The sequence below is a fragment of the Brucella tritici genome, assembly GCF_008932295.1.
GTDB classification, from domain to species: Bacteria; Pseudomonadota; Alphaproteobacteria; order Rhizobiales; family Rhizobiaceae; genus Brucella; species Brucella tritici.
In genome coordinates this window covers 16,973-40,313 of the sequence record NZ_WBWA01000033.1, presented here as the reverse complement: position 1 = coordinate 40,313, position 23,341 = coordinate 16,973, and the positions used below count along the sequence as shown (strand labels likewise).

The window sequence follows — 23,341 nt, the reverse complement described above, 5'->3', positions numbered from 1 at the left end:
TTGACAGGAGCTAAGCATGACTGCACGCGACGATATTCTGAAACTCGGCGAACGGGTTGGGCAATCCGTCATCGGGCAGGAGCAAATGGTCGAACGCCTTTTGCTGGGGGTCATTTCAAACGGCCATATACTAGTCGAGGGGCTTCCGGGTCTCGCCAAGACCCGCGCAATCAAAAGTCTGGCAAATAACCTCGAATCGGAACTTTCCCGCATACAGTTCACGCCCGATCTGCTACCAGCGGATGTCACCGGCTCTGAGATCTATATCTCAGACGGTACAAAGAGCGCGTTTCAGTTTCAGCAGGGGCCAATCTTCGCCAATCTCATTCTTGCCGATGAGATCAACCGTGCGCCCGCCAAGGTGCAATCCGCTTTGCTGGAAGCGATGGAGGAACGGCAGGTAACGGTCGGCGGGAAAAGCTATCCTTTGCCAGACCTATTCATGGTGATGGCCACGCAAAACCCGATTGAGCAGGAAGGCACCTATCCTCTGCCCGAAGCACAGCTCGATCGCTTTCTACTTCATATCCGGGTTGACTATCCCAATGAAGAGTCCGAAGCCGCGATTATGCGCCTCAACCGCAACGAGGAACAGGAAGCTCATAGCAAGGCCGCATCAAAAGAAAGGGCAACGCGCCTGTCCACGCAGAGCATCTTTGATGCACGCAAGGAGATCGGAACTATAACCGTATCGGAGCCTGTGGAAAAATACATGGTCGCGCTCGTCTTCGCGACACGTTATCCAGATCGATACAATGCCGATCTCGCGAAGCTTTTACAGGTTGGCGTCAGTCCGCGCGGTGTGATCGGCCTTGATCGCATGTCCCGCGCCTATGCCTGGCTGAAAGGTCGGGACTTTGTCACCCCGGATGATGTGAAAGCGATTGTGCACGACGTCTTTCGACACCGGCTGCTTTTGTCCTATGAAGCACATGCGTCCAACACAACGCCAGACCAGATCATCGACCGGATCACCGAACTGGTGGCCGTGTCATGAAGGCTGGCGCGAGCGTTGAGACCGGCGTTTACGTAGACACCTCTGCGCTCGTCGCACTTGAGGCTCAAGCGCGTGATCTCAGCTTCGTTCAAAAATCTCCCAGCCATCGCCAGCTTGCGGGGCGAATGCGCTCGGCAGTCCGTGGTCGTGGTCTGTCCTTCGAAGAATTGCGGGAATATCTGCCCGGCGACGATATCCGTTCCATCGACTGGCGGGTCACGGCGCGCACGATGAAGCCCGTGGTGCGGGTTTATAGCGAAGAGAAGGAACGCCCTGCGCTCGTGATCGTCGATCAGCGTATCAATATGTTCTTCGGCAGCAGGCGCTCGATGAAATCCGTCACAGCAGCAGAATGTGCAATGCTCTGTGCGTGGCGTATTCTGGGTTCGGGTGACCGGGTCGGCGGCATCGTATTCGGCGACGCAGACACGTCGCAGATCAAACCGCAGCGCAGCCGTAACGCGGTCATCGGACTGGCCAGTCAGATTGCGGAGAAGAACGCCGCGCTGAACGCCAGTTACGCCCCAGAACCCGCGCCCTCGATGTTGAATGACGTTCTGTACCGTGTCAGCGCCATTGCCTATCACGACTATCTCGTGATCGTCGTCAGCGACTTCGATGGACATGACGATGCAACCCGCGACTATCTGCTGCAGATATCAAGCCGCAATGACGTGATCTGTCTGCTGGTTTACGATCCTTTCCTGCTCGACTTGCCGACGAGCGGCGATCTGGTCGTCAGCGGAGGCACCACGCAGGCTGAACTAACCTTTGGCAAAGGGTCGATGCGCAATTCCATCGACAGTTTCGCGCGCAATCGCGGGCGCGAATTTCGCTCCTGGCAACGCGAGCTTGGGCTCCCCATGCTGCCTATCTCCGCGGCAGAAGAAACTACACCGCAGTTGCGCAACCTGCTTGAAAAGTCCATGTGGCGTCAAAGGAGACGATAGTGGATCAAACGACAGAGACTGCTCTGCGGTCACTTCACGATATTGCTGTTCCTCCGCCAGTCTCATGGCTGCCACAGACCTGGGGATGGGGATTACTGGCCGCCTTTCTGCTGTTGGGGATTGCCATCCTCACCGTCCGGTGGGTGATCCGCTATCGGCGCAATGCCTACCGGCGCGAAGCACTCCACGCTCTCGAGAGCATTTCCAACAGCACACCCACAGGACGGTCCCCGGCGATAGAAATTGCCGAACTCATGAAACGTACGGCACTATCTGCCTGGCCTCGTACTGACGTCGCAACACTTTCGGGCAGCCAATGGGTAGGTTTCCTTGAGCGCCACAGCCCGGAGCCGCTCGGAACCGACCTGAAAGCACTTCTGACGAGCCGGGAATATGAACCCAACCAGCAAGTTAGCGACCTGCCTGTCATCGTCACTCAGGCCCGGCTGTGGATCGAGAGGCATCATGTATGAACTCGATCATTCGTGGTTTCTGCTTTTGTTGCCGCTGCCGCTGCTTTTGTGGTGGCTCTTGCCGACCCATCGCGTCTCAACCGCTTCAATCCGGCTCCCCTTCTTCAAAGATGTAGCGCGAGCGGCAGGCGTAGAACCAACGGAAGGCTCGGTCGTTCCGCAGCGGAGCTGGTGGCAGATTGTTCTCGACATGCTGGCCTGGTGTCTGCTTGTGTTGGCTTTGGCGAGACCGCAACTGATCGAGCCGCCGATTGTCAAATCCATATCGCAGCGCGACATCCTGCTGGCGCTTGATCTTTCACAATCGATGGACACGCGTGATTTTGCGACGCCAGGCGGGACATTGGACACGCGCATTGATGCTGTCAAAACGGTGGTTGCGGACTTTGTTTCCAGACGCGCGAACGACAGGTTGGGTTTGATAGCCTTTGGCGACGCCCCCTATCCGCTGGCCCCGTTCACCATGGGCCACGATTTGATCCGTACAATGATCGGTTCGCTTGTGCCCGGTGAAGCCGGTCCCAGAACAGCGATGGGCGACTCTATCGGTCTTGCCATTCGCATGTTCGAAAAGTCGAATGTGCCAGAAAAGGTGCTTATCCTGCTATCCGATGGCAACGATACGGCCAGCAAGATGCCGCCGCTGAAAGCTGCAGAAATAGCAAAAGATGACCATATCGTTATTCACACCGTCGCCATCGGTGACCCGGACGCGACCGGCGAGGATAAAGTCGATACAAACACACTGCAGTCAATCGCTGCACAAACGAACGGCCGTTACTCCTTCGGTCAGGATCAGGCCAGTCTCGCCGCCATTTACGATATGCTGGACCGGATAACACCACAGGAACAGAAGGAGTTGGCATGGCGGCCGCGACGGGAACTATTCCAGTATCCGGCGGCGCTATCGCTCATGGTATTGATATTTTCTCTTTGTCTTAGTGTTGCACAAGCACGAATGGCGCGGAGAGCTGCAGCATGATCTCCGTTTTTCACTTCCTGCGCCCAGCCTGGCTGATCTTACTGGTATTGCCACTGATCATGGTTTGGCTCGCCGCTCGATCCTCAAACGTGAAACAGAAGTGGAAAAATATGATCGCTCCACATCTGCTCGAACGGTTGGTCATCGAAGGAGACACCAGACGAAGGTTTCAACCTGCAACACTGCTCGCGCTTGTTATGGTCGTCATGATCCTCGCAATCGCCGGTCCAAGTTGGGATAAGGAAACGCCGCCTTTCGTGCACGACACGGCATCACTTGTAATCGCAGTTGATCTTTCACAGACAATGGATGCGATCGACATCAGCCCCAGTCGCCTCGAGCGAGCCAAACTTAAAATTCATGACATTCTGGCAAGCAGAGCTGGCGCCAGAACAGCCGTGATCGCTTATGCGGGAACGGCTCATCTGGTTCTGCCGCTCACGGATGACGCCGATCTGATTGAATCATATACCGACGCCCTTTCCACCGGTATCATGCCACGTCCGGGCAAAGATACGGGCGCAGCCCTGGCTCTTGCCTCCGATCTCCTGAAAGAAGATGGTTCATCCGGCACGATACTGTTTCTGACGGACGGGGTGGAATCCTCAGCGATCAAAACACTGGATAATGAGCTGGATAACGGCGTCGTGGTACTGGTCATTGGCACAGAAAATGGCGGTCCGATCAAAACCGGCGACGGCGGCTTTCTGTCTTCGGACGGTGGCACACGCCTTGTTACCAGGCTCGATACCGAAAGCCTTGCGCAACTGCGCGCCTCAAACTCGATTGCAGTCACAACAGTCACCGACGATGATGCAGATATTCGCTGGATCACCGAACAGATAAAGGGAAATTTTGCCCAACAGCAATCGGATAAGGAAAGTCGATGGCGCGACGGCGGATGGTGGTTTCTCATCCCCGCCATGCTGCTATTTGCATTTACATTCAGGCGCGGCTGGGTGGTTCGATTGGGGAGCGTTGTCGTTGCTTTTCATCTGATTGGTAACGATTCAGCAAGCGCCGGTTCATTCGAAGATATGTGGCTGACCCCGGATCAACGGGGACAAATCGCCGTCAGGAACGGCGACTTTTCGAAAGCCGCTGGACTTTTTCGCGATCCCATGTGGCGCGGTGTCGCTGAATATCGTGCCGGGAAATATCAGGAAGCCATCAATGCGTTTGCCATCATCGACAGTCCCGACAGCTGGTACAATCAAGGCAATGCCCTCATGCACTTGAAGAAGTTCGAGGAGGCTGTCACAGCCTACGAGAAGGCGCTAAAGGCGAAGCCTGAATCGGAGGACATTCAGGCCAACCTTGCGACGGCGAAACGCCTTTTGCAAGCGCAGCAGAAAGAAGAACAGGATCAAGATGAAGATCCGGATTTAAAGCCGGACAGTGTACAGTTTGATGACAAGGGCAAGGAAGGCAAAGATGTTGAAATTGCCGCTTCGGAAACGACATCTCAAATGTGGATCAAGAATATAGCCGTCAGCCCGGCAGCTATGTTGGCGCGCCGTTTCTCAATCGAAGCGGAAGGCGGCGTCAAATGAGCATTCTGTTTCGCCTCGTCGCTTTCACCCTGCTTTTGACAGCCAAGTTAGTCGTCAGCGACGCCTTGGCGCAGGAACCTATCATACGTGCAAAGATCGAAGAAGCCGGCACTCTCGTGCCGGGTCAGCAAGTCCATCTCGTGTTGAATGTGCTTGCTCCAGGGTTCTTCATCTCACCCCCACAATTTCCGCTGTTCGCACTCCCGCACGCCCTCGTAACGCTGCCTGACGAACGGTCCCAGAACGTTACGGACACCATAAACGGCGTTCAATTCAGCGGCATTCAAAAGCGCTATTCCATCATACCGCAGGTCAGTGGCAGCTATAATATTCCGTCAATCCAGATTTCATTTGGCTATCTGGAGGACGGAAATCGCAAGCAAACAACCGTGACCAGTGCTCCAGTGTCTTTCACCGTCGATGCAGCTCAACAGGATGGCCAAACTGAATTTGCTGCCGGTTCTCTGGAGCTATCGCAAAATTTCGACAGGCCACCGGACAAGTTGCAAACGGGAGACGCGCTGGTCAGAACACTGATCATTACCGCAACGGATACGGTGGCGATCACCATTCCGCCCGTCGATGTTGGAACACCACAAGGGCTGGACCAGTATGTCAAACCGGCGACAGTCGCAGATAACGTTTCTGTCGGACGACAAACTGCAAGCCGTCGCATCGAAACAATCGTTTATACCGCTTCCAAGGCCGGAACCTTCTCCCTACCCGCAATTTCGTATCACTGGTTTGACGTCCAATCACAGCAGATTGAGACCGCCACTTTACCGGAAGCAACCGTAACGGTTGCCGCAGGCACAACAAAATCTGCTCCGCTCGCTGAGCCAGCCAGCAGTAGCTTGGCAAGTTGGCAGCTCCTTTGGAGGTTAGCGTTACCCGTGCTTCTGCTCGCAATCGTTCTGGCCCTTGTTCTGCGATATAGAGTGCAGCTCTCGAGGATTCTGCACGAATGGAATGAGCAACGCCGGAATTCGTTTCATCATCTGAAGCGGCAGACCCTGCGCATTATCAAAACAGGCGATGACGCCCAAATCAATGCTGCGCTGCAAGTCTGGTCGCGACGTCTTGGTTATTCTTCCATCCATGATTGGGCCGCAGCCGCGAACGACGGGGCGCTTGTCGCACAGGTCGAAACTCTCCAGCGGCAGTTATACGGAAAGGGCCACTGCGCGGATATCGACCGGCACGTTCTTGCTCACGGCGTTAGGAGCCGCCTTTCTCATAAACGCGCCCCAAAACCGCCCGCGCTTTTGGAACTGAACCCCTGACCTATCCGCCGATTTACCGTAACGTACTTCCCGCTGGAGCGACACAAAGGCAAGCTTTCTACAATTTCGCGGAGGATGACGATGGGTATGAACGCTTCGAGCAAACGTTATTCCGAGCAGGTTTCAGACGAAATGGCCTGGATACCAGGCGGCACGTTTATGATGGGGTCGGATGATCACTATCCCGAAGAAGCGCCGCGCCATCCCGTGAAGGTGGACGGGTTCTGGATCAGCACGACACCTGTCACCAACCGGCAATTTTCACGCTTCGTCGAAGAAACGGGCTATATCACGTTTGCCGAAAGAGCCCCGGATCCAAAGGACTATCCGGGCGCCCTCCCTGAAATGCTGCGTGCAGGATCTCTTGTCTTCACCCAGCCCAAAAGGGTGGAAGGCCACGATATCAGTCAATGGTGGAAATTCAAGTTCGGCGCCAACTGGCGTAAGCCATTGGGTGGGCTTAGCGATTTGCGCGGCAAGCTCGATCATCCAGTCGTGCATGTGGCGCACTGCGATGCGCTTGCCTATGCGCAATGGGCAGGCCTTGATCTGCCGACCGAAGCCGAGTTCGAGTTCGCGGCTAAAGGCGGCCATGAAAATCTTGAATATGCGTGGGGCGACGAACTCATGCCGGGCGGTGTTGCCATGGCCAATACCTGGCAAGGCGTATTTCCCATAAAAAGCACGAAGCCAAAGGGCCGTGAAAGAACATCTCCCGTGCGGTCGTTCCCCGCCAACGGTTATGGCATCTATGACATGATCGGCAATGTATGGGAATGGACCAATGACTACTGGACTTCCAAACATCCCGAACCTGCTCCAAGTCCGTGCTGCATCCCGCACAACCCACACGGAGGAGAAGCCATATCGAGTTTTGACACCAACCAGCCCGATATCCGTATAGCAAGGCGGGTGCTCAAAGGTGGGTCGCATCTGTGCACTCCGGACCACTGCCGCCGTTATCGTCCGGCAGCGCGGCATGCTCAACCGGAAGATACATCGACAAGCCACGTGGGTTTTCGTTGCGTGAAACGCTAAATAATTACGGGAGAAGACTGCATGCGTTTTTGTTCCACGGCACTGACCATTCTGCTCTTGTTATTTTCTACTCCCGTAGCATTCGCTGCGGACCTCGCCTTCTGGAATGATGTCAAATCCAGACAGCAGATTGTCGATTTTGTCGATAAAGTGACAAAAGAGGGAAGCAAGGATTATGTTGCGCCTGCGGACCGGATCGCTGTGTTCGATAATGACGGCACGCTTTGGACCGAACAACCCTATTACTTCCAGTTGGCCTTCACGCTTGACCGTGTCAAAGCTTTGGCACCCTCTCATCCAGAGTGGAAGACAACAGAACCGTTCAAGTCCATCCTGGCCGGTGATCTGGCTGGCATCGCAAAAAGTGGTGAGAAGGGTGTTGTCGAACTTGGCATGGTTACCCATGCCGGTATGACGACAGACGAATTCAACAAAATCGTCACAGATTGGTATGCAACGGCCAAGCACCCAAAGACCGGCAAGCCTTTTGCGGAAATGACCTTTCTGCCCATGCGCGAGCTGCTCGATTATCTGCGTGCTCACGACTTCCAGACATTTATCGTGTCCGGCGGTGGTGTGGAGTTCATGCGCCCCATGACGGAGAAGGCTTACGGCATACCTTCGCAACAGGTCATTGGCAGCAGTATCAAGACACAATATGCAATCGAGAACGGCCAGCCCGTGTTGAAACGCCTGCCGGAGATCGATTTTATAGATGATGGTCCCGGTAAACCGGTTGGCATCAATCGGGTCATCGGCAAAAGGCCGATTTTCGTCGCGGGCAATTCGGATGGTGATTACGAAATGCTGCGGTGGGGTACCAGTGCTCCAAACAGCCTCGGCATCATCGTCCATCACACGGATGGAGACCGGGAATATGCCTACGACCGGCATTCTTCATTCGGAAAACTGGACAAGGCATTGACCGAAGCCCCGGAGAGAAATTGGGTTATCGTCGACATGAAGAATGATTGGAAGAAGGTGTATGCCTTCGAATAAGCCTCTCATCCCCCATGTCATCTTTTGCAATCCATAGTCATTCAAGGAGGGCTCCAATGCCTATCGACAGGCGCATTCTCCGATGTACAGCAAGCGGGCTATTTTTACTCGGCATGATTACCATATCTGCCGCGCAAGATGGCAAGGCCGCATCCGACAGGATTGAACCTGCTTCAATTCAAGCCTTAGAGAATATGGGTAAACACTTGCAGTCGCTGCAGAAGTTCTCCCTCAACTCACAAACCAGCGTAGACGCTGTTCTGGATACCGACCAGAAACTTGAGATCGGTGGCGAGATTTCCTATGAGGTGGAAAGGCCGAACAAGCTGCGCATCGACCTGAAAACAGACGTCGTGCAGGGTGAGTTCATCTATAACGGAACAACATTCACCTATGTCTCCCCGAGCAACAATACATATGCTCAAGCTCCTGCCCCCGCGACAATCAAGGAAACGCTGGAGGAAGCCGCTCAGAAATATCACCTGACGTTTCCACTAGCGGATCTGTTCGCCTGGGGTACGCCGGACGCGCCCATCGGCGAAATCGCCGAAGGGTTCCATGTCGGCATTGCAATGGTGAACGGGAAGCCGACTGATCATTGGGCTTATCGTACTGGCGATCAGGACTTTGAAGTCTGGATAGCATCGGACGGCCCACCCTTGCCTCTCAAGGTTTCACTGGTGGACCGTGACGATCAAACCCGTCCACGCATGACCGCCGTTCTCGATTGGAACGAAGCACCCGATATTCAGGCGAGCGCTTTCGAATTCGCCCCGCCGGCTGATGCGCAGAAGCTCCGCTTCCTGGAAGAGGGGAACCAGCAATGAAACTCTTTCGCGTCACGATAGGAATTTTATTCGCCACGGCGATGATTGCCCCCCAGATTGCCGAGGCTCGTGGTGGCTTTGGCGGACGTATGCCGCGTATGAATTTGGGCGGTGGCGGAATGCACGGGTTCGGTGGCGGCTTTCATGGTCCCCAGATGGGCGGCTTCAACGGGCCAGCGCATTTCGCGCCGCGCTTTAATCCATCAATACCGCGTCCTCGCGGCGGCAATGTTCCACATGTGAGAACGGGCCCAAGCCTGCATCCAGCGCATCACCCTGCACCTGGTCCACATCCCGCACCACACCCGACTCCGCATCCAGCGCCGAAACCACATCCCGGACCGGGTCCTGCCCCCCATCCGGGACCAGGACCACATCCTGTGCCGCCGCCACCTCCACCTCCGCCGGGTCCATACTGGCCGGGCTATTGGGATGGCGGTTGGGGCCCCGCAGCAGCGGCCATTGTTGGCACCGCAGCAGCCGTGGCCATCGGTTCGGTCATTGCCAATGTTCCGCCGGATTGCACCAATGTTGTCGTCAACGGCATAAGCTACAAGGACTGCAACGGAAACTGGTTCGAGCCAAAGTATAACGGACACACTGTTGTCTACGTCGCGGTGACTCCGCCAAAGTAAAACAAAACGCCTGCTTCGTCATCAGGGGCGAAGCAGGCGAATAATTTTGTGAGAGTCGACCGGAATTATGGAAAAGTGGGCTATAGACAATTGAAAAGGACTTCATTTCCGATAATTTATACTCGCTCACAGATTGGCGTCAAATTAGGGGAAATCTGTATGTCGTTGGTTGTTCGCACAGGTCTCGTTCTGCTTTTTTCGGTCGCCATCAGCAAAGTCACCATCGCGCAAGAGCATCAGGCGGTCAATGATGCAAATAACCCCCTGACGCCAAAGATCACGGTTAACTTTCATAACTACTATGCGCCTGAAATTTACGGACTACCCGACCGTCGGTCCAATCAGTTTCTCCTGCGTGGTCTGGTGCCCGCTAAAATAGCCGGTCTGCCGCAATTATTGCGTTATACGCTGCCCATCGCCACTGCACCCGAGTTTCCCAACGGTTACGCAACGGGATTGGGCGATCTGACGCTGATGGATATTTTCATCCTCCCCAAACACGGCGACATCACATTCGGTGGCGGCCCGATATTAGTCATACCAACCGCTACCGACGACGCTCTTGGCAGCGGTAAATGGCAAATTGGTGTTTCAGGAGTAGTTGTTGCTCCACAAAGCTGGGGCCTATTAGGTGGTCTTGTGACGTATCAGGCGTCGTTCGCCGGTCATAGTGACAGAGACAACGTCAGTTTGGCGACGGTAGAGCCGATCATAAATTACAATTTGAGGGGTGGTTGGTATCTGCGTTCAACCGCAACATGGAATTTCAATCTAGAGGACAACGAAGGTTATATTCCGGTTGGTTTTGGTATTGGTAAGGTCTTTGAGCTGGATAAAGGCATCACTATGAATGCCTTTATCGAACCGCAGTACACAGTTTGGCATCAAGGTGATGGCCAACCGAAGTGGCAGATATTCGCAGGCGTCAATTTTCAGTTTCCGGTCAAAAAATAGGGTTCCATAGCAACACCGTTGCCAAAGCTGGTAAAGCCTTCTTTCTGCAAAAGGAGCCCGAACCAGCTTGATTGTGAGCGCAACGAATAGCCCACGTCTTTCGTGATTGACGGAATGGGTTTTGGCTGTCAGTCAGAACTTCTGCTTTGCCCGCTTCGGCATAAAGTAGGTCCGGATATTGACAAGTGCTTCGGCGACGTCAGTGACGTCCTTGCGGGTGGCTTTGCGTTTTGTCTCTCCGAGCTTTCGAATTGGCGCAATGATATCGCCAGTGACGGCATGACCGCGAAGAACCGGCTGCCAAAGTCTCGGCGCGTATCCTGTTGCCAGCAAAAAGCAGACGTCCCAATCGAACGGATCACAGGTTTGGTCATCGATCCTGGTGAACCTGGGCCGGTGGTCTTTCGGGGTTTCGGAAAGGCTTGTCGAGATACGGTTATATTCCGCAACGATAGTCTGCACGGCCCGATGTTCGGTTGTTTCCATCGGCAGGTTCAGGGCGTCCGGGCCGGTCAGTTCCGGGATCCATTTGCGTGGGTCAATGAACTTTGGGCCAATGATCAGAGCCGTAAGATAACCATCGAGACCGCTCATTGACCAGATTGGCGATGCCGGACGGCGTCCCCTGATAAAGGCTTCGAACGCCTCGTCATCGAGCTTCGGACGTGCCGTCATCTCCTGGCTGTTGTGCGTCATGCCGCCCGTCGCTCCTGCTGCATCATCGCTTCACGCTCAGCCTTCCAGGTCCACGGCAGGAGGCTTTCCATTTCAGTGGCTTTCACTTTGCCGCAGATGATGCGCTCCAGCACATCGGCAAGCCAGGTCTCAGGATCCACACCATTCAATTTGCAAGTATTGACGAGCGATGCGATGACCGCGAAGGACTTTCCACCCCGCTCGTTGCCCACGAACAACGAATTCTTCCTCGTCAGGGCCACGGACTTCATTGAACGCTCGACGACATTGGAGTCCACCTCGACCCGGCCATCATCAAGGAAGGCTGTCAACCCGCTCCAATGGTTGAGCGTGTAGCCGATGGCCTTGCCAAGCGCCGATTTCGCCGACACCTCCTCGCGCAGTTCAGTGAGATGGGCTTTCAGCTCTCTCATGACTGGAGCGGCCTCGCGACGTCTCACGACGAGCCGGGTATCGGCACTTTCGCCGCGCAGTTTTGCTTCAATCCGATAGATTTCCGCAACCCTGGCAAGAACCGACAAAGCCTCCGAAGAGCCCGTCAGCTTGACGACATCGACAAACTTGCGCCGAGCATGGGCAAGGCAGAAGGCCAGCCGCATGGGGGCGACATTGCTTTTGCCCCGACGTTTGACCATGGTTTTATAGGCTTGGTATCCATCGACTTGAAGCACGCCGGTAAACGACGACAATTGTCCCTCGATCTCGCGGGCGCTGCGGCTTTCGGCAAAGATATAGGCCACGGCCGGTGGTGCCGGACCATTCCATGGACGGTCGTCAACCGCCTGCGCCCATAACTGGCAGACCTTGGTTCGTTTGCGCCCCGGATCGAGCTGCGGCAACGGCGTCTCGTCACAGAACACCCTCGGCTGTGAGCGGATAAAAACGGTAAGCGTGTCATAGAGAAGCTCCAGCCACCAGGCGACCCGCGTGACCCAGGTGCCAAGCGTGCCACGATCAATACTGACACCACAGGAGGCCAGCATCTGTGCCTGGCGATTGAGCGGGAGATGCCAGGCAAACTTCGAAACAGCGACATGCGCGGCAAACGCCGTGGTCACCATGCCACCGTCCATCACCCGCGCCGGTGCAGGTGCTTGCACGATGGCACTCTCACAGGCCCGGCATGCATAGCGCGGCCGGATCGTCCGCTTGACCCGGACAACAGCAGGTACGATGTCGAGCGCCTCGCTGACGTCCGTGCCGATGCAATGCAGTTCGAACGAACAGCAGGGGCAAATCTTGCTCTCCGGCTCGATGATCTCTTCATGGCGCGGAAGATGCTTCGGCAAGCGGCCGATATTGCGGGCAGGTGACCGCCGTGCCTGTGTTTTGTCTTCACCGACCGGTGCGGCATCGTCATTGGCTGCAACGGGAATATCGCTTAGATCGCCCAGGTCGAGCGTTGCCTGGGCCGGATCGATGATCGTCATCTTCTCCGACTTCGTCCCGAAGAGCTGGCGCTCAAGGAAGGCAACACGCGCTTTGAGATCGGCATTCTCTTCGTCGAGCGAGAGAATAATCCGGGTCAATTGCGCAGCATCCTGGGGCAAGGGATCGGGTCGAAGCAGCATGACTGACCCTACCATATCAGCCTGAATTTTCAAGCAAAACCAATAGGATCAGCCTGTTTTTGAGGGGCGTCTCACCGCGTTTCGCCTGACCCGCGTCCAGTCAATGCCCGCCAGCAAAAGCGAGAACTCCTGGGCACTCATCTGTATTGCACCATCGCGGATCGGGGGCCAAACAAACTTTCCGCTTTCCAACCACTTCGTCGCCAGGATCATGCCTGACCCATCCCAGTAAATGCAGCGAAGCCGATCCAGACGCCTGGCGCGGAACACAAACACGTCGCCACAATAGGGATCGGCCATAAGTGCTGACGCCACCAACGCCACAAGGCCATTCATGCCGCGCCGGAAGTCGACCGGTTGCGTTGCCACCATGATCTTCACGCCACTCGGCGAAACGCCGATCACCGGCGACCTCGCAAGGCCGCCACCATCGCTTGCGCCAGTTCTGGTGCTATCGGGCCAATAACCGTCATGCGCGCGCCAGCAATCTCGACCTCAATTCGACCGACGCCAAAGTGGGCCACATCTGGCGGCGAGCCTGGGACCGACGCTTGATCGCCAGTCACCGTCACCGGCACGAACATCGCCTGTTGCGCACTGACCCTCGCGGATCGTTGAGACGTCAGCCCAGCGTCCCGACGCCAGACGTTCAGCAAGCCGCGATTGACGCCCCAGCGCCGGGCAACGGCTGAGATGTTCACATCAGGTTCCGCGCTTTCCGCAAGGATCCGTGCCTTCTCCTCGTCAGTCCAATTGCGCCGCTGACGCCGGCCGGTAATCACCTCGATCCGATGGTACTTTCCCTCATGCCTGGCTTCATCCATGTCTTCAAGCATGGCATCAGCGCGATCTCCAATCATCTCGGTCCGCTCCTATCAATAAAGAAGCTTATCTCGCGGCATCATTCACAAAAGAAAAGGTGGGCTGTTCGTAGCGCTCACGCTTGATTCGGGTTTTCTCCTCGAAAACGGTGCCTCATGGCGCCATCGGGTGGCGTCGCCTTAACGGAAATGTGCGGAGTTGGATGATACGCACGGTGCATGACCGAAGAGCACCAGCTTCGCTATCGCCGCCATCGTTTTCCAGCCGAAATCATCGCGCATGCAGTCTGGCTCTACTATCGGTTTCCGCTCAGTTTTCGCGACGTTGAAGACCTACTTGCCGAGCGCGGCATTGAGGTCTCGTTTCAGACCGTCTCGGAATGGGTTGCAAAGTTCGGTCTTAAATTTTCTTATCAACTGCGCCACCGCTCGCGAGGCCAATTTGCCGACAAATGGCAGCTTGATGAGATGGTAGTGACGATCAAGGGAAAGAAACATTGGCTGTGGCGCGCCGTTGACGCCAACGGCTACGTGCTCGATGCCTTGTTGCAGAGCCGGAGAAACAAACGTGCAGCCCTGCGGCTAATGCGCAAGCTGCTGAAAGTCCAAGGGATAGCCCCGCGCGTCATGATCACTGACAAACTGCGTTCCTACTCTGCCGCAAAGGCCGAACTAATGCCCGGTGTCGAGCATCGTTCGCACAAGGGGTTGAATAATCGGGCAGAGAATTCGCACCTTCCCGTGCGAAGGCGAGAGCGGCGTATGATGCGTTTCAAGTCAGCGCAACAATGCCAGCGTTTCGTTTCAACCCACGGCCAGATCGCAAACATCTCATTGCCGCCGCCCAGCGTCAACTCCGCTCCCAAGCCGCCGAGATATGGCGCGATATCGCTTTGTCCGGCACCGTCTGAAAATTCCGCCTAAACGCACTCAATATTTCGAAGATCCGTTAAGGCGACGCCACCCCCGTGCCTAACGCAATGACAAGACCGACAGAGGCGGAACTGTAGCCCGCCTTCACGGCGAAGACAGGTGTATAGACCGAATAAACCTGCCACCATGATGATCTGCGAACGGCTAGAAACCAAGCCAGAACCAGTCTTGGCTGCGAAGTAAAAAGAACCAGATCCTTATAGCTCGCCATGGGAAGCTTTATGGTGGATTGAATTTTCGCGGCCGACGGTATCAATATCCTGAGCAAGAAAGGGACCCCTTTGGGGAAACCTGACGGTGTTCATTACAGGACTGCGTATGCATCTGACTTCGTTGACAATGCGTGTTCGTGCAGCCCATCGCTGACAACGAATAAATTCGTTGGACCATAGGTTGTAAAACGTTGCATTGTATCGCGAGCTTCAAGATTTAAGTTCCTGGGACTACATGCTGAAATTATGCGAAATTCTGAACTGGGATAAGCTGTCCGGACATACCATCATCGCCGGAGCTGGAGCATTGGCTGCCGACGTCCATTCAGTAACGGTCATTGATGCTCCGGATGCGGTGAATTGGGTGAAGGCGCACGAATTCGTCGTAACCAGCACTTATCCGGTGCAGCAAAGTCCGGATGCCTTGCTGGGTCTGGTCGAACAACTCGCCGCACGCAATGCCGCTGGACTCGGTGTCAAACTAACCCGGTATCTTCTCGAATTCCCAAACGATGCGCGTCTGCGGGCAGAAGAGCTGGGTTTCCCGGTCATTTCCCTGCCAGGGCCGCTGGCATGGAGCGATCTGATCGGCAAGGTGTTCGCCGACGGTGGCCAGAAGGGGCGCGAAGCGGCTTCCCTCAGTGCTATCTATCGCGCTTTTTCCCAACACCGAAGGGCCCTTGGATCATTGCGCGAGTTGTTCGAATTGGTCGCCGGGTTCGTCAATCTGCCGCTTTTGATTGCAGTGGAGGATGAAACTGGTCTGCAGGTTGAAAGTCGGGGGATAAGTGCCTCTAAGGCAGAAACACTTGCCGAAACGCTCATCCACCGCGCTCCGAGCGACACGGATCCGGACGACTTCCCCCTGCGGCTCAAGGCGGGAGGTGAAAAGGTGGCTGTTGCACGATCCGCTATGGGCCCCGATGGTGGAGGCTTGGTAGCCGTTCTTGAGCGCGAGGAACCTGCATCCAATGTCGATCTCGAATGTCTTCGCCTGTCGGCCCATCTTTTGCAGTCACTGATCGATGCCAGTGCTGGCACGCGTACGCTGATGGCTGGTAATGCCAGAATGCTTCGTGATCTCGTTAACCCATCGCTGTCAAGGGAAGCCAAGGCGCTTATCGCCTCAAAATACATGTCGACCGCAAGCCTGTGGAACATCGTTGTGATACGCATATTTGAGATCAGTGATCCAGATCGTTCGTTGCTCAACCTGCGCTTGCGCCAGTTTTCGCGGCGGCATACGGCATTGATGCTTGTCGATGACGATGGTGACGAATGCATGCTGGCAATACCGGTGCCACAAGACAGTTCGCGCATGCCGGAAGCTGCATTGAAAGAATTGCAAAGGATTCTCGACGGGCAGGCGCGTCGCAGCCCTGCTTTTCGCTACGGGGTTGGAGCTTCAGGGCCGTCATCACTGCTGCGGGCCGACCATCTCCGGCATGAAGCGAAAGAGGCCCTTTCTTTCGATCTGAAGCTCAACGGATTCAATCGCCTAAGTAGGCACGATGACGTGTTGCTGCTACGGCTTTTGGCGCATCCGGCGATCATAGAGGAAAGTCGAGCAAGTTTTCTGAGGCTGCTGGAGCCGCTGCTAGCCATGGGCAGCCAGGGACTAACGCTGACCGATACGTTACGGATATGGCTTCGCGAGGATGAAAGCATACCCCGCACCGCCGAGCTTCTCGGACTCCATGTCAACACTGTACGGCAGCGGCTGGAGCGCTGCCGTACAGTGTTGGGGATGAATGAACTCGGGACCGATATCAAGCTACGTCTTTATATAGCCTTGCAACTGCTGCCGATGCTATAGCCAGAAGTGCCCCGATATAGATCAATGCTTTCCCGGTGCATTTACTGAACCGGGTTTTCGAGCGTGCCGATGCCGGAGATTTCGATACTGATCTTATCTCCGGATTTCATCGGGCCGACGCCGGAAGGAGTGCCGGTGATGATCACGTCGCCCGGCTCCAGGGTCATGACCGAGCTGACAAACTCGATAATGAAGGATGTCGGGAAGATCATGTCCGCGGTGGTGGAATCCTGCCGTACCTCTCCGTTCTGAAGCAGGCGAATGCTCTGATTATCAGGATCCAGACCGGTCTGGATGAATGGACCGATCGGCTTGTAAGTGTCAAACGACTTAGCCCTTGTGAACTGCTTGTCCTTGATCTGCAGGTCACGGTTGGAAACGTCATTGGCACACGTATAACCCAGCACCACGGAAGATGCCTCGGCAGCCTGAATGTTGCGGGCACGCTTGCCGATGACGATGGCCAGTTCTGCTTCAAATTCGATACGCTTGTCCTGGCTGTCCAGCACGATCGCCTCATTCGGTCCGATGATAGCTTGCGGCGAGCACATGAACAGCATCGGCTCATCCGGCAGCGCCAGTCCCGATTCACGAGCGTGCAGAACGTAGTTCAGACCGACGCAAACCAGCTTGCCCGGCTTTACCGGCGCGAGCAGCCTTACCGCGTCGAGCGGCAGCGTTGCAGGCGAAGGCCTGATTTCGCCGAAGGGACCATCGGGCAGGGCGCGCACCTTGTCGTCTTCGAGCAAGCCCCAGTGTTCTGCGCCGTTGTGGGCGAAGCGTATAATCTTCATGGCAATGTCCTGTGTGTAGGGGTCAGTATTTGTTGTAATGTCCATTCAGCCAGCTGATGGACCGCGCCATCGCTGTTTCTGCATCTGGAACCTGGAAGTGCTCGGCCGTGATCCAGCCGTCATAGCCGATCGCGGCGAGGTCGTTCAGCGCTGCCGTAATGTCCCAGCTTCCATCTCCGACGGCTTTGCGGTCGCTGTCGCAAACATGGTAATGCCAGAACAGATCACCGGCCGCAGCGAGGCTGTCGCGGTGGGTTTCTCCCTCGATGGTGATATGAGCGAGATCCAGCATCAGTCCGATGTTTGCGCGCTGAAGGGAGCGCACGAAACTGGCCGCTTCAGCCGTCCCCATCAGGAAATTCGCATACTGATGATTGACCGGTTCCAGAACGATGCGGGTATCGGGGCGCGCATCGGCGGCCGCCTGCATTCCTTCGGTGACCCATGCTTCCGTCTGCGCGCGCGCGATACCGTCGAGATAGCGGCCGCGCATGCGCCCCACATTGACCATTGCCCCGAACCGGGCTGCAAGGTCCATGGCGGCGATCATCCGCTCCAGCGTCTCGGCACGGCGCGCCTGATCCGGATCGGCGAAGGAAAGCTTGTCCTCGCCATAAACCTCGCCGGTGCAGATGGCCGGCATGGCAAGACCTGCATCGGCAAGCTGCCGCTCGATCAGGGCATGGTCGAGGGCGCGAGGATCACGCACAAGCAGCTCCACCCCGTCATAACCCAGTTCCCGAATGCGGGCGAAACATGCCGGGGCATCACCCTGTATGGCGGTGACGTGAGCCGGCGCCACTTCCGGCGTGGCATACATATAAGCCAGTTTCATTGCATGAACCCCAGATTGTTGCGCTTGATCATCTCTGCATGGATGACCTCCTTGCGCAGCACGCTGACATTGGGAATGGCGAACTCCTGAATCTGGAAATATTCCGCCTTGGCCTGTTCGCCGCGCGCAGTGCGCATGACGAGATCGACAAGCTCCTCGCCCATCTGACGCAACGACTTGGTGCCCTCCAGAATGTCGCCTGCGCTGATGTCGATATCATCGGGCATTTCGCGGAAGACGCGGTTGTTGGAGCTGACCTTAAGCACTGGGGCGATGGCCGAGCCGGAGGGCGTGCCCTTGCCGGTGGTGAACAGCACCATATGGGCACCGCCGATGATCTTTCCGGTTACGGACGAGATGTCATAGCCGGGCGTATCCATGATGATCACGCCCTTCTCGCGCGGGGTTTCGCCATAATCGACCACCTGTGTGATCGACCGCGTGCCCGCCTTGTAGATGCAGCCGAGCGATTTCTCCTCAATCGTCGTCAACCCGCCTTCGATGTTGCCTGGCGAAATGAAGACGCCGCTGTCATCCTCAGTGGTCATCGACAGCTCGATTTCATAAGCCTTGATGCGGCGCATCAGTTCGTCACGCACTTCAGGCGTCTTGCCGCGCCGATAGAGAACGCTTTCGGCGCCCACCATTTCGGTGAGTTCCGACAGGATCACGGTTCCACCAGCATCGACGATGATATCGGCGGCCTCCCCGACCGCCGGATTCGCGGTGAGCCCGGAGAAGGCATCCGAAGAGCCGCATTCAAGTGCGATGATCAACTCCGACAGATCGCCTTCGTCTGTCGGCTGCTCTGCCAGTTCGGCCTTCATGCGTTCCACAATCCCGACGCCGGTTTCGGATGTGGTACGCGAGCCGCCGGCCTTCTGCACCACCAACCGCTCGACCGGCCGACCGGACGCCTTGATCGCGTCGAACACCTTGGAGCCCGAGGCTGTCTCGCAGCCCAAGCTGACTACCAGCACCGCTCCCACATTGGGATGCAGGCCATGACCGATGAAGGCTTCTTCGGTCGTACGGTTTTCCTCCGCGTCAAAGGTACAGCCGTAAGGATGCATGAACGTCGCAGCACCGGTGCGATTGGATATTTCCATGGCAACGCGGTTGACACAGGCGACAGTCGGGATCACCAAAACATGATTGCGAATGCCTATGCGACCGTCCGGTCGGCGATAACCCTGAAACTTCATGGTCAAATTCCTTTCAGTCTCGTCAGTGACGCCGGGCCTTCACGCCCCAGCAGTTGTGAACATGAACGTGCTCGCCTTCTGCAATATCCTGTGTGGCCTCGCCGATGACTTCGCCATATTTAAGGATATGCTCATATTGCATGATCGGCCGTATCGCGAGTTTGTGGCCTGCTGGCATGTCGCTGAGCGCAGTGATCTCCCTGGGCTCGCCTTGACCAGTGATAAGTACCGGTTCTCCCGTCGCAACCTGATCGGTCAGCGTTGCAACATGGTCCTTGGTACGAATGAGAATAGCCGTTACCGGCATGTCGGTGTTCCTCCTTCACGCTTCGTTGAACATTGCCGGAATCGCTGCCAGCAACTGCTTCGTGTATTCGTGGCGCGGCGCAGACAGTACCTCCAGCCCGGTCCCAGCCTCGACGATCTCACCGTTCTGCATGACTACGATACGGTCGCACATTCGGGCCGCAACCCGCAGATCATGGGTGATGAAGAGCATGGAAAAATCGAGCTTCTTCTGCAGGTCCTCGAATAGATCCAGTACCTGGGCCTGAACGGAAACATCGAGCGCTGAAACCGGCTCATCGGCAACGATCAGGGACGGATTCATGGCAAGCGCCCGCGCAATCCCCACCCGCTGACGTTGCCCGCCGGAGAATTCGTGCGGATAACGGTTGGCGGCATCAGGGCGCATACCAACCAATTCAAGCAATTCCTGCGCTTGCCGCCATGCCTTGTCCCGCGGCACGCCCTGTGTGATGGGGCCAATGGCGATAGAATACCCGATACTCATTTTCGGATTAAGAGAAGAGAACGGGTCCTGGAAGATCATCTGGACACGTCCGTTCCGATGCCCTGCGAGCGACTTTTTCCCATCCCGTTCTGAAGCGGTGAAAATCAATTCGCCACCATCGGGTTTCTCAAGGCCGACCACGCATCTGCCAAGTGTCGATTTGCCCGAGCCGGATTCGCCAACTATGCCAAGTGTCGAGCCGCGTTCCAGAGTGAAGCTGACTTCTTTCAGCGCTTGAAGCTTGCGGGGCGTACTGAATATTCCCGACGACATGAAATAGGTGCGCTTCAATTTCTTCACCTCAAGCAGCGGCACCGACGGGACCGTGGTCGTCCGTGACATCGCTGTCCCGGTCGGGATGGCGTCTATGAGCTGACGGGTATAGGCGGATGATGGATTGCGCAGAACATCACTGGCGGTCCCCTGTTCCTCGATGCGACCGTTGCGCATGACAATGACTTCATCCGCAATCTCAGAAATCACGCCGAAATCGTGGGTGATGAAAAGAACGCCTGTTCCGCGACGTTCGCGCAGCGACGCGATCAACTTTAGGATCTGGGCCTGTGTGGTTACGTCGAGCGCCGTGGTCGGCTCGTCACATATAAGAAGGCGTGGTTCCAACATCATCGCGCAAGCGATAACCACACGCTGTCGCTGGCCACCTGAAAGCCGGTACGGATAACTTCCGTAAAGCTCTTCTGCTCGCGGCAGACCTACATCCCTCAAGGCTGATAGGGCACGTTGTCGGCGCTCTTTAGCGGGCAGATTTAGGTGGATTTCCAGAACTTCCTCAAGTTGGGCGCCGATTTTCATCAGTGGATTAAGCGCTGCCATGGGTTCCTGAAAGACCATGCCGATCTCGCGCCCTCGCAAAGCCCGTTTTTCGACTTCGTCAATCTTTAGAAGATCACGTCCCCCGAAGACTATCGATCCGGCGGTCGCCGCCATATGTGGCTGAGGCAAGAGACCCATGATGGCATCGGCAATGGTTGATTTCCCGGAACCGGATTCACCTACGATACAGACCGTACGGCCAGCAGTCAGGCTGAAGGAGACATTTGACACAGCAAAAGGGCGGTCTGCGTCACGAGGAAGCGAAATGTCGAGGCCTTCGACGGTGAGCAATGGGGTGGAGTAGATCGTCATCTCCGTCACCTGTTGCGCGAGTGAATGTTAAGGGCGTCATTGAGCGCTTCGCCCAGAATGTTGAGCGCCAGCACGGTGATGGCGATGGCCAGTCCTGGAAAGGTTGCCATCCACCAGGCCTGCCGCAGAACGGTGCGCGAGGCACCAATCATAAAGCCCCAGCTCATTTGGTTAGGATCGCCCAGTCCAAGAAAACTAAGGCTCGATTCAAGCAGAATGGCGGTGGCCACCATGAGCGAAGCCATGACGATGATGGGAGAGGCGACATTGGGTAGCATTTGGCGAAACATGATCCTGAGAGCGCCCTGCCCTTGCAATTTCGCCGCCAAAACAAAATCGCGGCTGCGCAGTGACAGAAATTCCGCACGGACCAGACGCGCTACGGGTGGCCACGAAACCACACCGATGGCTGCGACGATCGAGCCTACTGAGGGTTGAAGCACTGCAACCAACACCAGCGCCAGCGCGAAGCTTGGTACGACCTGGAATATCTCGGTGAAGCGCATCAAAGCACTGTCGATGTGACCGCCGCCATAACCGGCGATAGCACCGATAACGACTCCGATAACCACCGAGACAATAGTTGAGACCAGCCCAATCAGCAGCGAGACGCGCCCTCCCCAAACCAGTCCCGCAAGGATATCGCGGCCGGTCGTGTCAGTGCCGAGAGGAAAGCGCATGTCTGTCATCGGCGGCAAGAATGGTCGTCCACCCATGGCCCAAGGCCCGCGCGGGAATAGCAAGGGAGCTAGCAACGATATCGCAACAATTGCGAACAGAATGATCAGACCAACCCATACTTCCGTACGGGTGAACATGCGGCGAAAGACAGTTTTCTCGCTCACAGCGCAATCCTCGGGTCAATGATAGTGTAGATAACGTCCGTGATGATGTTGAAGACAATCGCCAGCGCCGCGGCAACCAGGAAGGCGCCTAGCAGCAAGTTGTAATCACGCTGTAGCAGCGCATCAAACATCAACCGACCGATACCCGGCCAGGCGAAGACGGTTTCAGTCATGATCGCGCCGCCGACCATATTGCCTGCCTGGAGCCCCGCCAGCGTCACCACCGGCAACAGTGCGTTACGCAGGACATGGCGAAACTGTATCCGGGATTCAGTCGCGCCCTTCGCACGAGCGGTCTTGATGAAAGCCAGCTGGGCTATACCGATCATGTTGGCCCGGGTCATGCGGGTGTAAACTGCGATATAGAAGAATGAGAGCGCCAGAGTGGGCAGGATGAGGTGTTTTGCGACATCTAGAACTGCAGCTATGCCAGATAGATTTGCTCCCACGGAACTGTAGCCAAAGGCGGGCAGCCAGCCGAGCTTTATAGAGAAAATCAGCACGGCCATGAGTGCCAGCCAATACATGGGTGCAGCGTAGAAAATCAGGGCGGCAAAGCCAATGATCCTGTCCACGAATCCGCCGGGGCGTCGACTGGCAAGAACGCCTAGTCCCACCCCCACGACGAGCGAGAATACGAAGGCGCACAACGTTAGCAGCAGCGTTGCCGGCAATCGGTCGGCGATAAGTTGGGTAACCGTCTGCTGCTGGCGGTAGGAAAAGCCCAGATCAAATGTTGCAACGCGGGAAATGTAGGTCCACCACTGGGAAAGCAGTGGCTGGTCGAGCCCGTACTGAAGACGCAGGGCCTCCAGGAAACGCTTATCGACCGCTCCAGCCTCGCCTGCCATCACGGCCACCGGATCTCCCGGCGCTGCGCGAATGAGCAAAAAATTGAGGGTAGCGATCACAAAGAGCGCGACCACTCCCTGTATAAGGCGGCCCAACAGAAATTTCAGACGAGTCACACTCTTTGCCTCTCG

Annotated in this window: 24 protein-coding genes and 1 pseudogene; 13 read left to right on the top strand and 12 right to left on the bottom strand. The window is 56.2% G+C overall.

What is annotated here, in order from left to right; genetic code table 11:
* Nucleotides 1–16: 16 nt before the first annotated feature.
* From F9K91_RS22755 to F9K91_RS22705, 11 genes are all read left to right on the top strand, one after another.
* The gene (locus tag F9K91_RS22755) at nucleotides 17–997 is read left to right on the top strand and encodes an AAA family ATPase (RefSeq protein WP_151678793.1); all 981 of its coding nucleotides are present in this window, start codon (nucleotides 17–19) and stop codon (nucleotides 995–997) included.
* Nucleotides 994–1,947, top strand: coding sequence for a DUF58 domain-containing protein (locus tag F9K91_RS22750; protein WP_151678792.1), 954 nt, complete (start codon nucleotides 994–996; stop codon nucleotides 1,945–1,947). The genes F9K91_RS22755 and F9K91_RS22750 overlap by 4 nt, the downstream gene beginning before the upstream one ends.
* Nucleotides 1,947–2,420, top strand: a complete 474-nt coding sequence (locus F9K91_RS22745; protein WP_235913391.1) for a DUF4381 domain-containing protein — start codon at nucleotides 1,947–1,949, stop codon at nucleotides 2,418–2,420. Before F9K91_RS22750 ends, F9K91_RS22745 begins: the two co-directional genes overlap by 1 nt.
* Nucleotides 2,413–3,402 (top strand): VWA domain-containing protein, encoded by a 990-nt coding sequence (locus tag F9K91_RS22740; RefSeq protein ID WP_151678790.1) that lies wholly within the window; start codon nucleotides 2,413–2,415, stop codon nucleotides 3,400–3,402. Before F9K91_RS22745 ends, F9K91_RS22740 begins: the two co-directional genes overlap by 8 nt.
* Nucleotides 3,399–4,955, top strand: coding sequence for a VWA domain-containing protein (locus F9K91_RS22735; RefSeq protein WP_151678789.1), 1,557 nt, complete (start codon nucleotides 3,399–3,401; stop codon nucleotides 4,953–4,955). The genes F9K91_RS22740 and F9K91_RS22735 overlap by 4 nt, the downstream gene beginning before the upstream one ends.
* Nucleotides 4,952–6,238: a BatD family protein gene (locus F9K91_RS22730; protein WP_151678788.1), complete on the top strand. Its 1,287-nt coding sequence runs from the start codon at nucleotides 4,952–4,954 to the stop codon at nucleotides 6,236–6,238. The genes F9K91_RS22735 and F9K91_RS22730 overlap by 4 nt, the downstream gene beginning before the upstream one ends.
* Before the next feature lie 81 nt (nucleotides 6,239–6,319).
* On the top strand, nucleotides 6,320–7,276 hold the full coding sequence (locus F9K91_RS22725; RefSeq protein ID WP_151678787.1) for a formylglycine-generating enzyme family protein: 957 nt from the start codon (nucleotides 6,320–6,322) through the stop codon (nucleotides 7,274–7,276).
* A 21-nt stretch (nucleotides 7,277–7,297) separates the two neighbouring features.
* Nucleotides 7,298–8,275: an HAD family hydrolase gene (locus tag F9K91_RS22720; RefSeq protein ID WP_151678786.1), complete on the top strand. Its 978-nt coding sequence runs from the start codon at nucleotides 7,298–7,300 to the stop codon at nucleotides 8,273–8,275.
* Nucleotides 8,276–8,331: 56 nt separating this feature from the next.
* A complete protein-coding gene (locus tag F9K91_RS22715; protein ID WP_412842199.1) occupies nucleotides 8,332–9,102 on the top strand; it encodes a DUF2092 domain-containing protein in 771 nt (256 codons plus the stop codon).
* The gene (locus F9K91_RS22710; RefSeq protein WP_151678785.1) at nucleotides 9,099–9,737 is read left to right on the top strand and encodes a hypothetical protein; all 639 of its coding nucleotides are present in this window, start codon (nucleotides 9,099–9,101) and stop codon (nucleotides 9,735–9,737) included. Before F9K91_RS22715 ends, F9K91_RS22710 begins: the two co-directional genes overlap by 4 nt.
* 159 nt (nucleotides 9,738–9,896) lie before the next feature.
* Nucleotides 9,897–10,691: a hypothetical protein gene (locus F9K91_RS22705; RefSeq protein ID WP_151678784.1), complete on the top strand. Its 795-nt coding sequence runs from the start codon at nucleotides 9,897–9,899 to the stop codon at nucleotides 10,689–10,691.
* Between the two features lie 132 nt (nucleotides 10,692–10,823).
* Here the strand turns inward: F9K91_RS22705 and F9K91_RS22700 are convergent, their stop codons facing one another.
* The 4 genes from F9K91_RS22700 to tnpA are packed head-to-tail and all read right to left on the bottom strand — an operon-like array spanning nucleotide 10,824 to nucleotide 13,818.
* Complete coding sequence (locus F9K91_RS22700) at nucleotides 10,824–11,387, bottom strand: UPF0149 family protein (RefSeq protein WP_012093613.1); 564 nt, start codon at nucleotides 11,385–11,387, stop codon at nucleotides 10,824–10,826.
* Nucleotides 11,384–12,958, bottom strand: coding sequence for an IS66 family transposase (tnpC, locus tag F9K91_RS22695; RefSeq protein ID WP_011983062.1), 1,575 nt, complete (start codon nucleotides 12,956–12,958; stop codon nucleotides 11,384–11,386). Before tnpC ends, F9K91_RS22700 begins: the two co-directional genes overlap by 4 nt.
* 48 nt (nucleotides 12,959–13,006) lie before the next feature.
* Nucleotides 13,007–13,363 carry an IS66 family insertion sequence element accessory protein TnpB gene (gene tnpB / locus F9K91_RS22690; RefSeq protein WP_012092503.1) on the bottom strand — a complete coding sequence of 119 codons (357 nt, stop codon included), beginning with the start codon at nucleotides 13,361–13,363 and terminating at the stop codon, nucleotides 13,007–13,009.
* The gene (gene tnpA / locus F9K91_RS22685) at nucleotides 13,360–13,818 is read right to left on the bottom strand and encodes an IS66-like element accessory protein TnpA (protein WP_011983064.1); all 459 of its coding nucleotides are present in this window, start codon (nucleotides 13,816–13,818) and stop codon (nucleotides 13,360–13,362) included. Before tnpA ends, tnpB begins: the two co-directional genes overlap by 4 nt.
* Before the next feature lie 180 nt (nucleotides 13,819–13,998).
* Between tnpA and F9K91_RS22680 the strand changes: the two are divergent.
* A pseudogene (locus tag F9K91_RS22680) lies at nucleotides 13,999–14,690 on the top strand (IS6 family transposase).
* Between the two features lie 38 nt (nucleotides 14,691–14,728).
* On the opposite strand, the gene F9K91_RS22675 reads toward F9K91_RS22680, so the two are convergent.
* Entirely contained in the window at nucleotides 14,729–14,923 is a 195-nt protein-coding gene (locus F9K91_RS22675) for a hypothetical protein (protein ID WP_151678783.1), read from the bottom strand.
* A gap of 197 nt (nucleotides 14,924–15,120) precedes the next feature.
* Here F9K91_RS22675 and F9K91_RS22670 point away from each other — a divergent pair, with 197 nt between their 5' ends.
* A complete protein-coding gene (locus tag F9K91_RS22670; protein WP_151678782.1) occupies nucleotides 15,121–16,740 on the top strand; it encodes a PucR family transcriptional regulator in 1,620 nt (539 codons plus the stop codon).
* A 41-nt stretch (nucleotides 16,741–16,781) separates the two neighbouring features.
* Here F9K91_RS22670 and F9K91_RS22665 read toward each other — a convergent pair whose 3' ends face one another.
* Genes F9K91_RS22665 through F9K91_RS22635 form a run of 7 tightly spaced genes read right to left on the bottom strand, consistent with a single transcriptional unit; the run spans nucleotide 16,782 to nucleotide 23,326 of the window.
* Nucleotides 16,782–17,534 (bottom strand): fumarylacetoacetate hydrolase family protein, encoded by a 753-nt coding sequence (locus F9K91_RS22665; protein ID WP_151678781.1) that lies wholly within the window; start codon nucleotides 17,532–17,534, stop codon nucleotides 16,782–16,784.
* A 22-nt stretch (nucleotides 17,535–17,556) separates the two neighbouring features.
* Nucleotides 17,557–18,369: a sugar phosphate isomerase/epimerase family protein gene (locus F9K91_RS22660; RefSeq protein ID WP_151678780.1), complete on the bottom strand. Its 813-nt coding sequence runs from the start codon at nucleotides 18,367–18,369 to the stop codon at nucleotides 17,557–17,559.
* Complete coding sequence (locus F9K91_RS22655) at nucleotides 18,366–19,574, bottom strand: UxaA family hydrolase (protein ID WP_151678779.1); 1,209 nt, start codon at nucleotides 19,572–19,574, stop codon at nucleotides 18,366–18,368. The genes F9K91_RS22660 and F9K91_RS22655 overlap by 4 nt, the downstream gene beginning before the upstream one ends.
* Nucleotides 19,575–19,596: 22 nt before the next feature.
* Nucleotides 19,597–19,881, bottom strand: coding sequence for a UxaA family hydrolase (locus F9K91_RS22650; RefSeq protein ID WP_151678778.1), 285 nt, complete (start codon nucleotides 19,879–19,881; stop codon nucleotides 19,597–19,599).
* 15 nt (nucleotides 19,882–19,896) lie between these two features.
* Nucleotides 19,897–21,513: a dipeptide ABC transporter ATP-binding protein gene (locus tag F9K91_RS22645; RefSeq protein ID WP_151678777.1), complete on the bottom strand. Its 1,617-nt coding sequence runs from the start codon at nucleotides 21,511–21,513 to the stop codon at nucleotides 19,897–19,899.
* Nucleotides 21,514–21,518: 5 nt separating this feature from the next.
* Nucleotides 21,519–22,331, bottom strand: a complete 813-nt coding sequence (locus F9K91_RS22640; protein ID WP_151678811.1) for an ABC transporter permease — start codon at nucleotides 22,329–22,331, stop codon at nucleotides 21,519–21,521.
* A 23-nt stretch (nucleotides 22,332–22,354) separates the two neighbouring features.
* Complete coding sequence (locus F9K91_RS22635; protein WP_151678776.1) at nucleotides 22,355–23,326, bottom strand: ABC transporter permease; 972 nt, start codon at nucleotides 23,324–23,326, stop codon at nucleotides 22,355–22,357.
* Nucleotides 23,327–23,341: the final 15 nt, after the last annotated feature.

Bases quoted from the DNA above. Each gene is read 5' to 3' on its own strand.
- F9K91_RS22705 (WP_151678784.1), top strand. From the start codon at position 9,897: ATGTCGTTGGTTGTTCGCACAGGTCTCGTTCTGCTTTTTTCGGTCGCC.
- F9K91_RS22655 (WP_151678779.1), bottom strand. From the start codon at position 19,574: ATGAAGTTTCAGGGTTATCGCCGACCGGACGGTCGCATAGGCATTCGC.
- tnpA (WP_011983064.1), bottom strand. From the start codon at position 13,818: ATGATTGGAGATCGCGCTGATGCCATGCTTGAAGACATGGATGAAGCC.
- F9K91_RS22645 (WP_151678777.1), bottom strand. From the start codon at position 21,513: ATGACGATCTACTCCACCCCATTGCTCACCGTCGAAGGCCTCGACATT.
- F9K91_RS22735 (WP_151678789.1), top strand. From the start codon at position 3,399: ATGATCTCCGTTTTTCACTTCCTGCGCCCAGCCTGGCTGATCTTACTG.
- F9K91_RS22665 (WP_151678781.1), bottom strand. From the start codon at position 17,534: ATGAAGATTATACGCTTCGCCCACAACGGCGCAGAACACTGGGGCTTG.
- tnpC (WP_011983062.1), bottom strand. From the start codon at position 12,958: ATGCTGCTTCGACCCGATCCCTTGCCCCAGGATGCTGCGCAATTGACC.
- F9K91_RS22720 (WP_151678786.1), top strand. From the start codon at position 7,298: ATGCGTTTTTGTTCCACGGCACTGACCATTCTGCTCTTGTTATTTTCT.
- F9K91_RS22660 (WP_151678780.1), bottom strand. From the start codon at position 18,369: ATGAAACTGGCTTATATGTATGCCACGCCGGAAGTGGCGCCGGCTCAC.
- F9K91_RS22740 (WP_151678790.1), top strand. From the start codon at position 2,413: ATGTATGAACTCGATCATTCGTGGTTTCTGCTTTTGTTGCCGCTGCCG.
- F9K91_RS22710 (WP_151678785.1), top strand. From the start codon at position 9,099: ATGAAACTCTTTCGCGTCACGATAGGAATTTTATTCGCCACGGCGATG.
- F9K91_RS22750 (WP_151678792.1), top strand. From the start codon at position 994: ATGAAGGCTGGCGCGAGCGTTGAGACCGGCGTTTACGTAGACACCTCT.
- F9K91_RS22755 (WP_151678793.1), top strand. From the start codon at position 17: ATGACTGCACGCGACGATATTCTGAAACTCGGCGAACGGGTTGGGCAA.
- F9K91_RS22715 (WP_412842199.1), top strand. From the start codon at position 8,332: ATGCCTATCGACAGGCGCATTCTCCGATGTACAGCAAGCGGGCTATTT.
- F9K91_RS22640 (WP_151678811.1), bottom strand. From the start codon at position 22,331: ATGTTCACCCGTACGGAAGTATGGGTTGGTCTGATCATTCTGTTCGCA.
- F9K91_RS22730 (WP_151678788.1), top strand. From the start codon at position 4,952: ATGAGCATTCTGTTTCGCCTCGTCGCTTTCACCCTGCTTTTGACAGCC.
- F9K91_RS22700 (WP_012093613.1), bottom strand. From the start codon at position 11,387: ATGACGCACAACAGCCAGGAGATGACGGCACGTCCGAAGCTCGATGAC.
- F9K91_RS22650 (WP_151678778.1), bottom strand. From the start codon at position 19,881: ATGCCGGTAACGGCTATTCTCATTCGTACCAAGGACCATGTTGCAACG.
- F9K91_RS22725 (WP_151678787.1), top strand. From the start codon at position 6,320: ATGGGTATGAACGCTTCGAGCAAACGTTATTCCGAGCAGGTTTCAGAC.
- F9K91_RS22675 (WP_151678783.1), bottom strand. From the start codon at position 14,923: ATGGCGAGCTATAAGGATCTGGTTCTTTTTACTTCGCAGCCAAGACTG.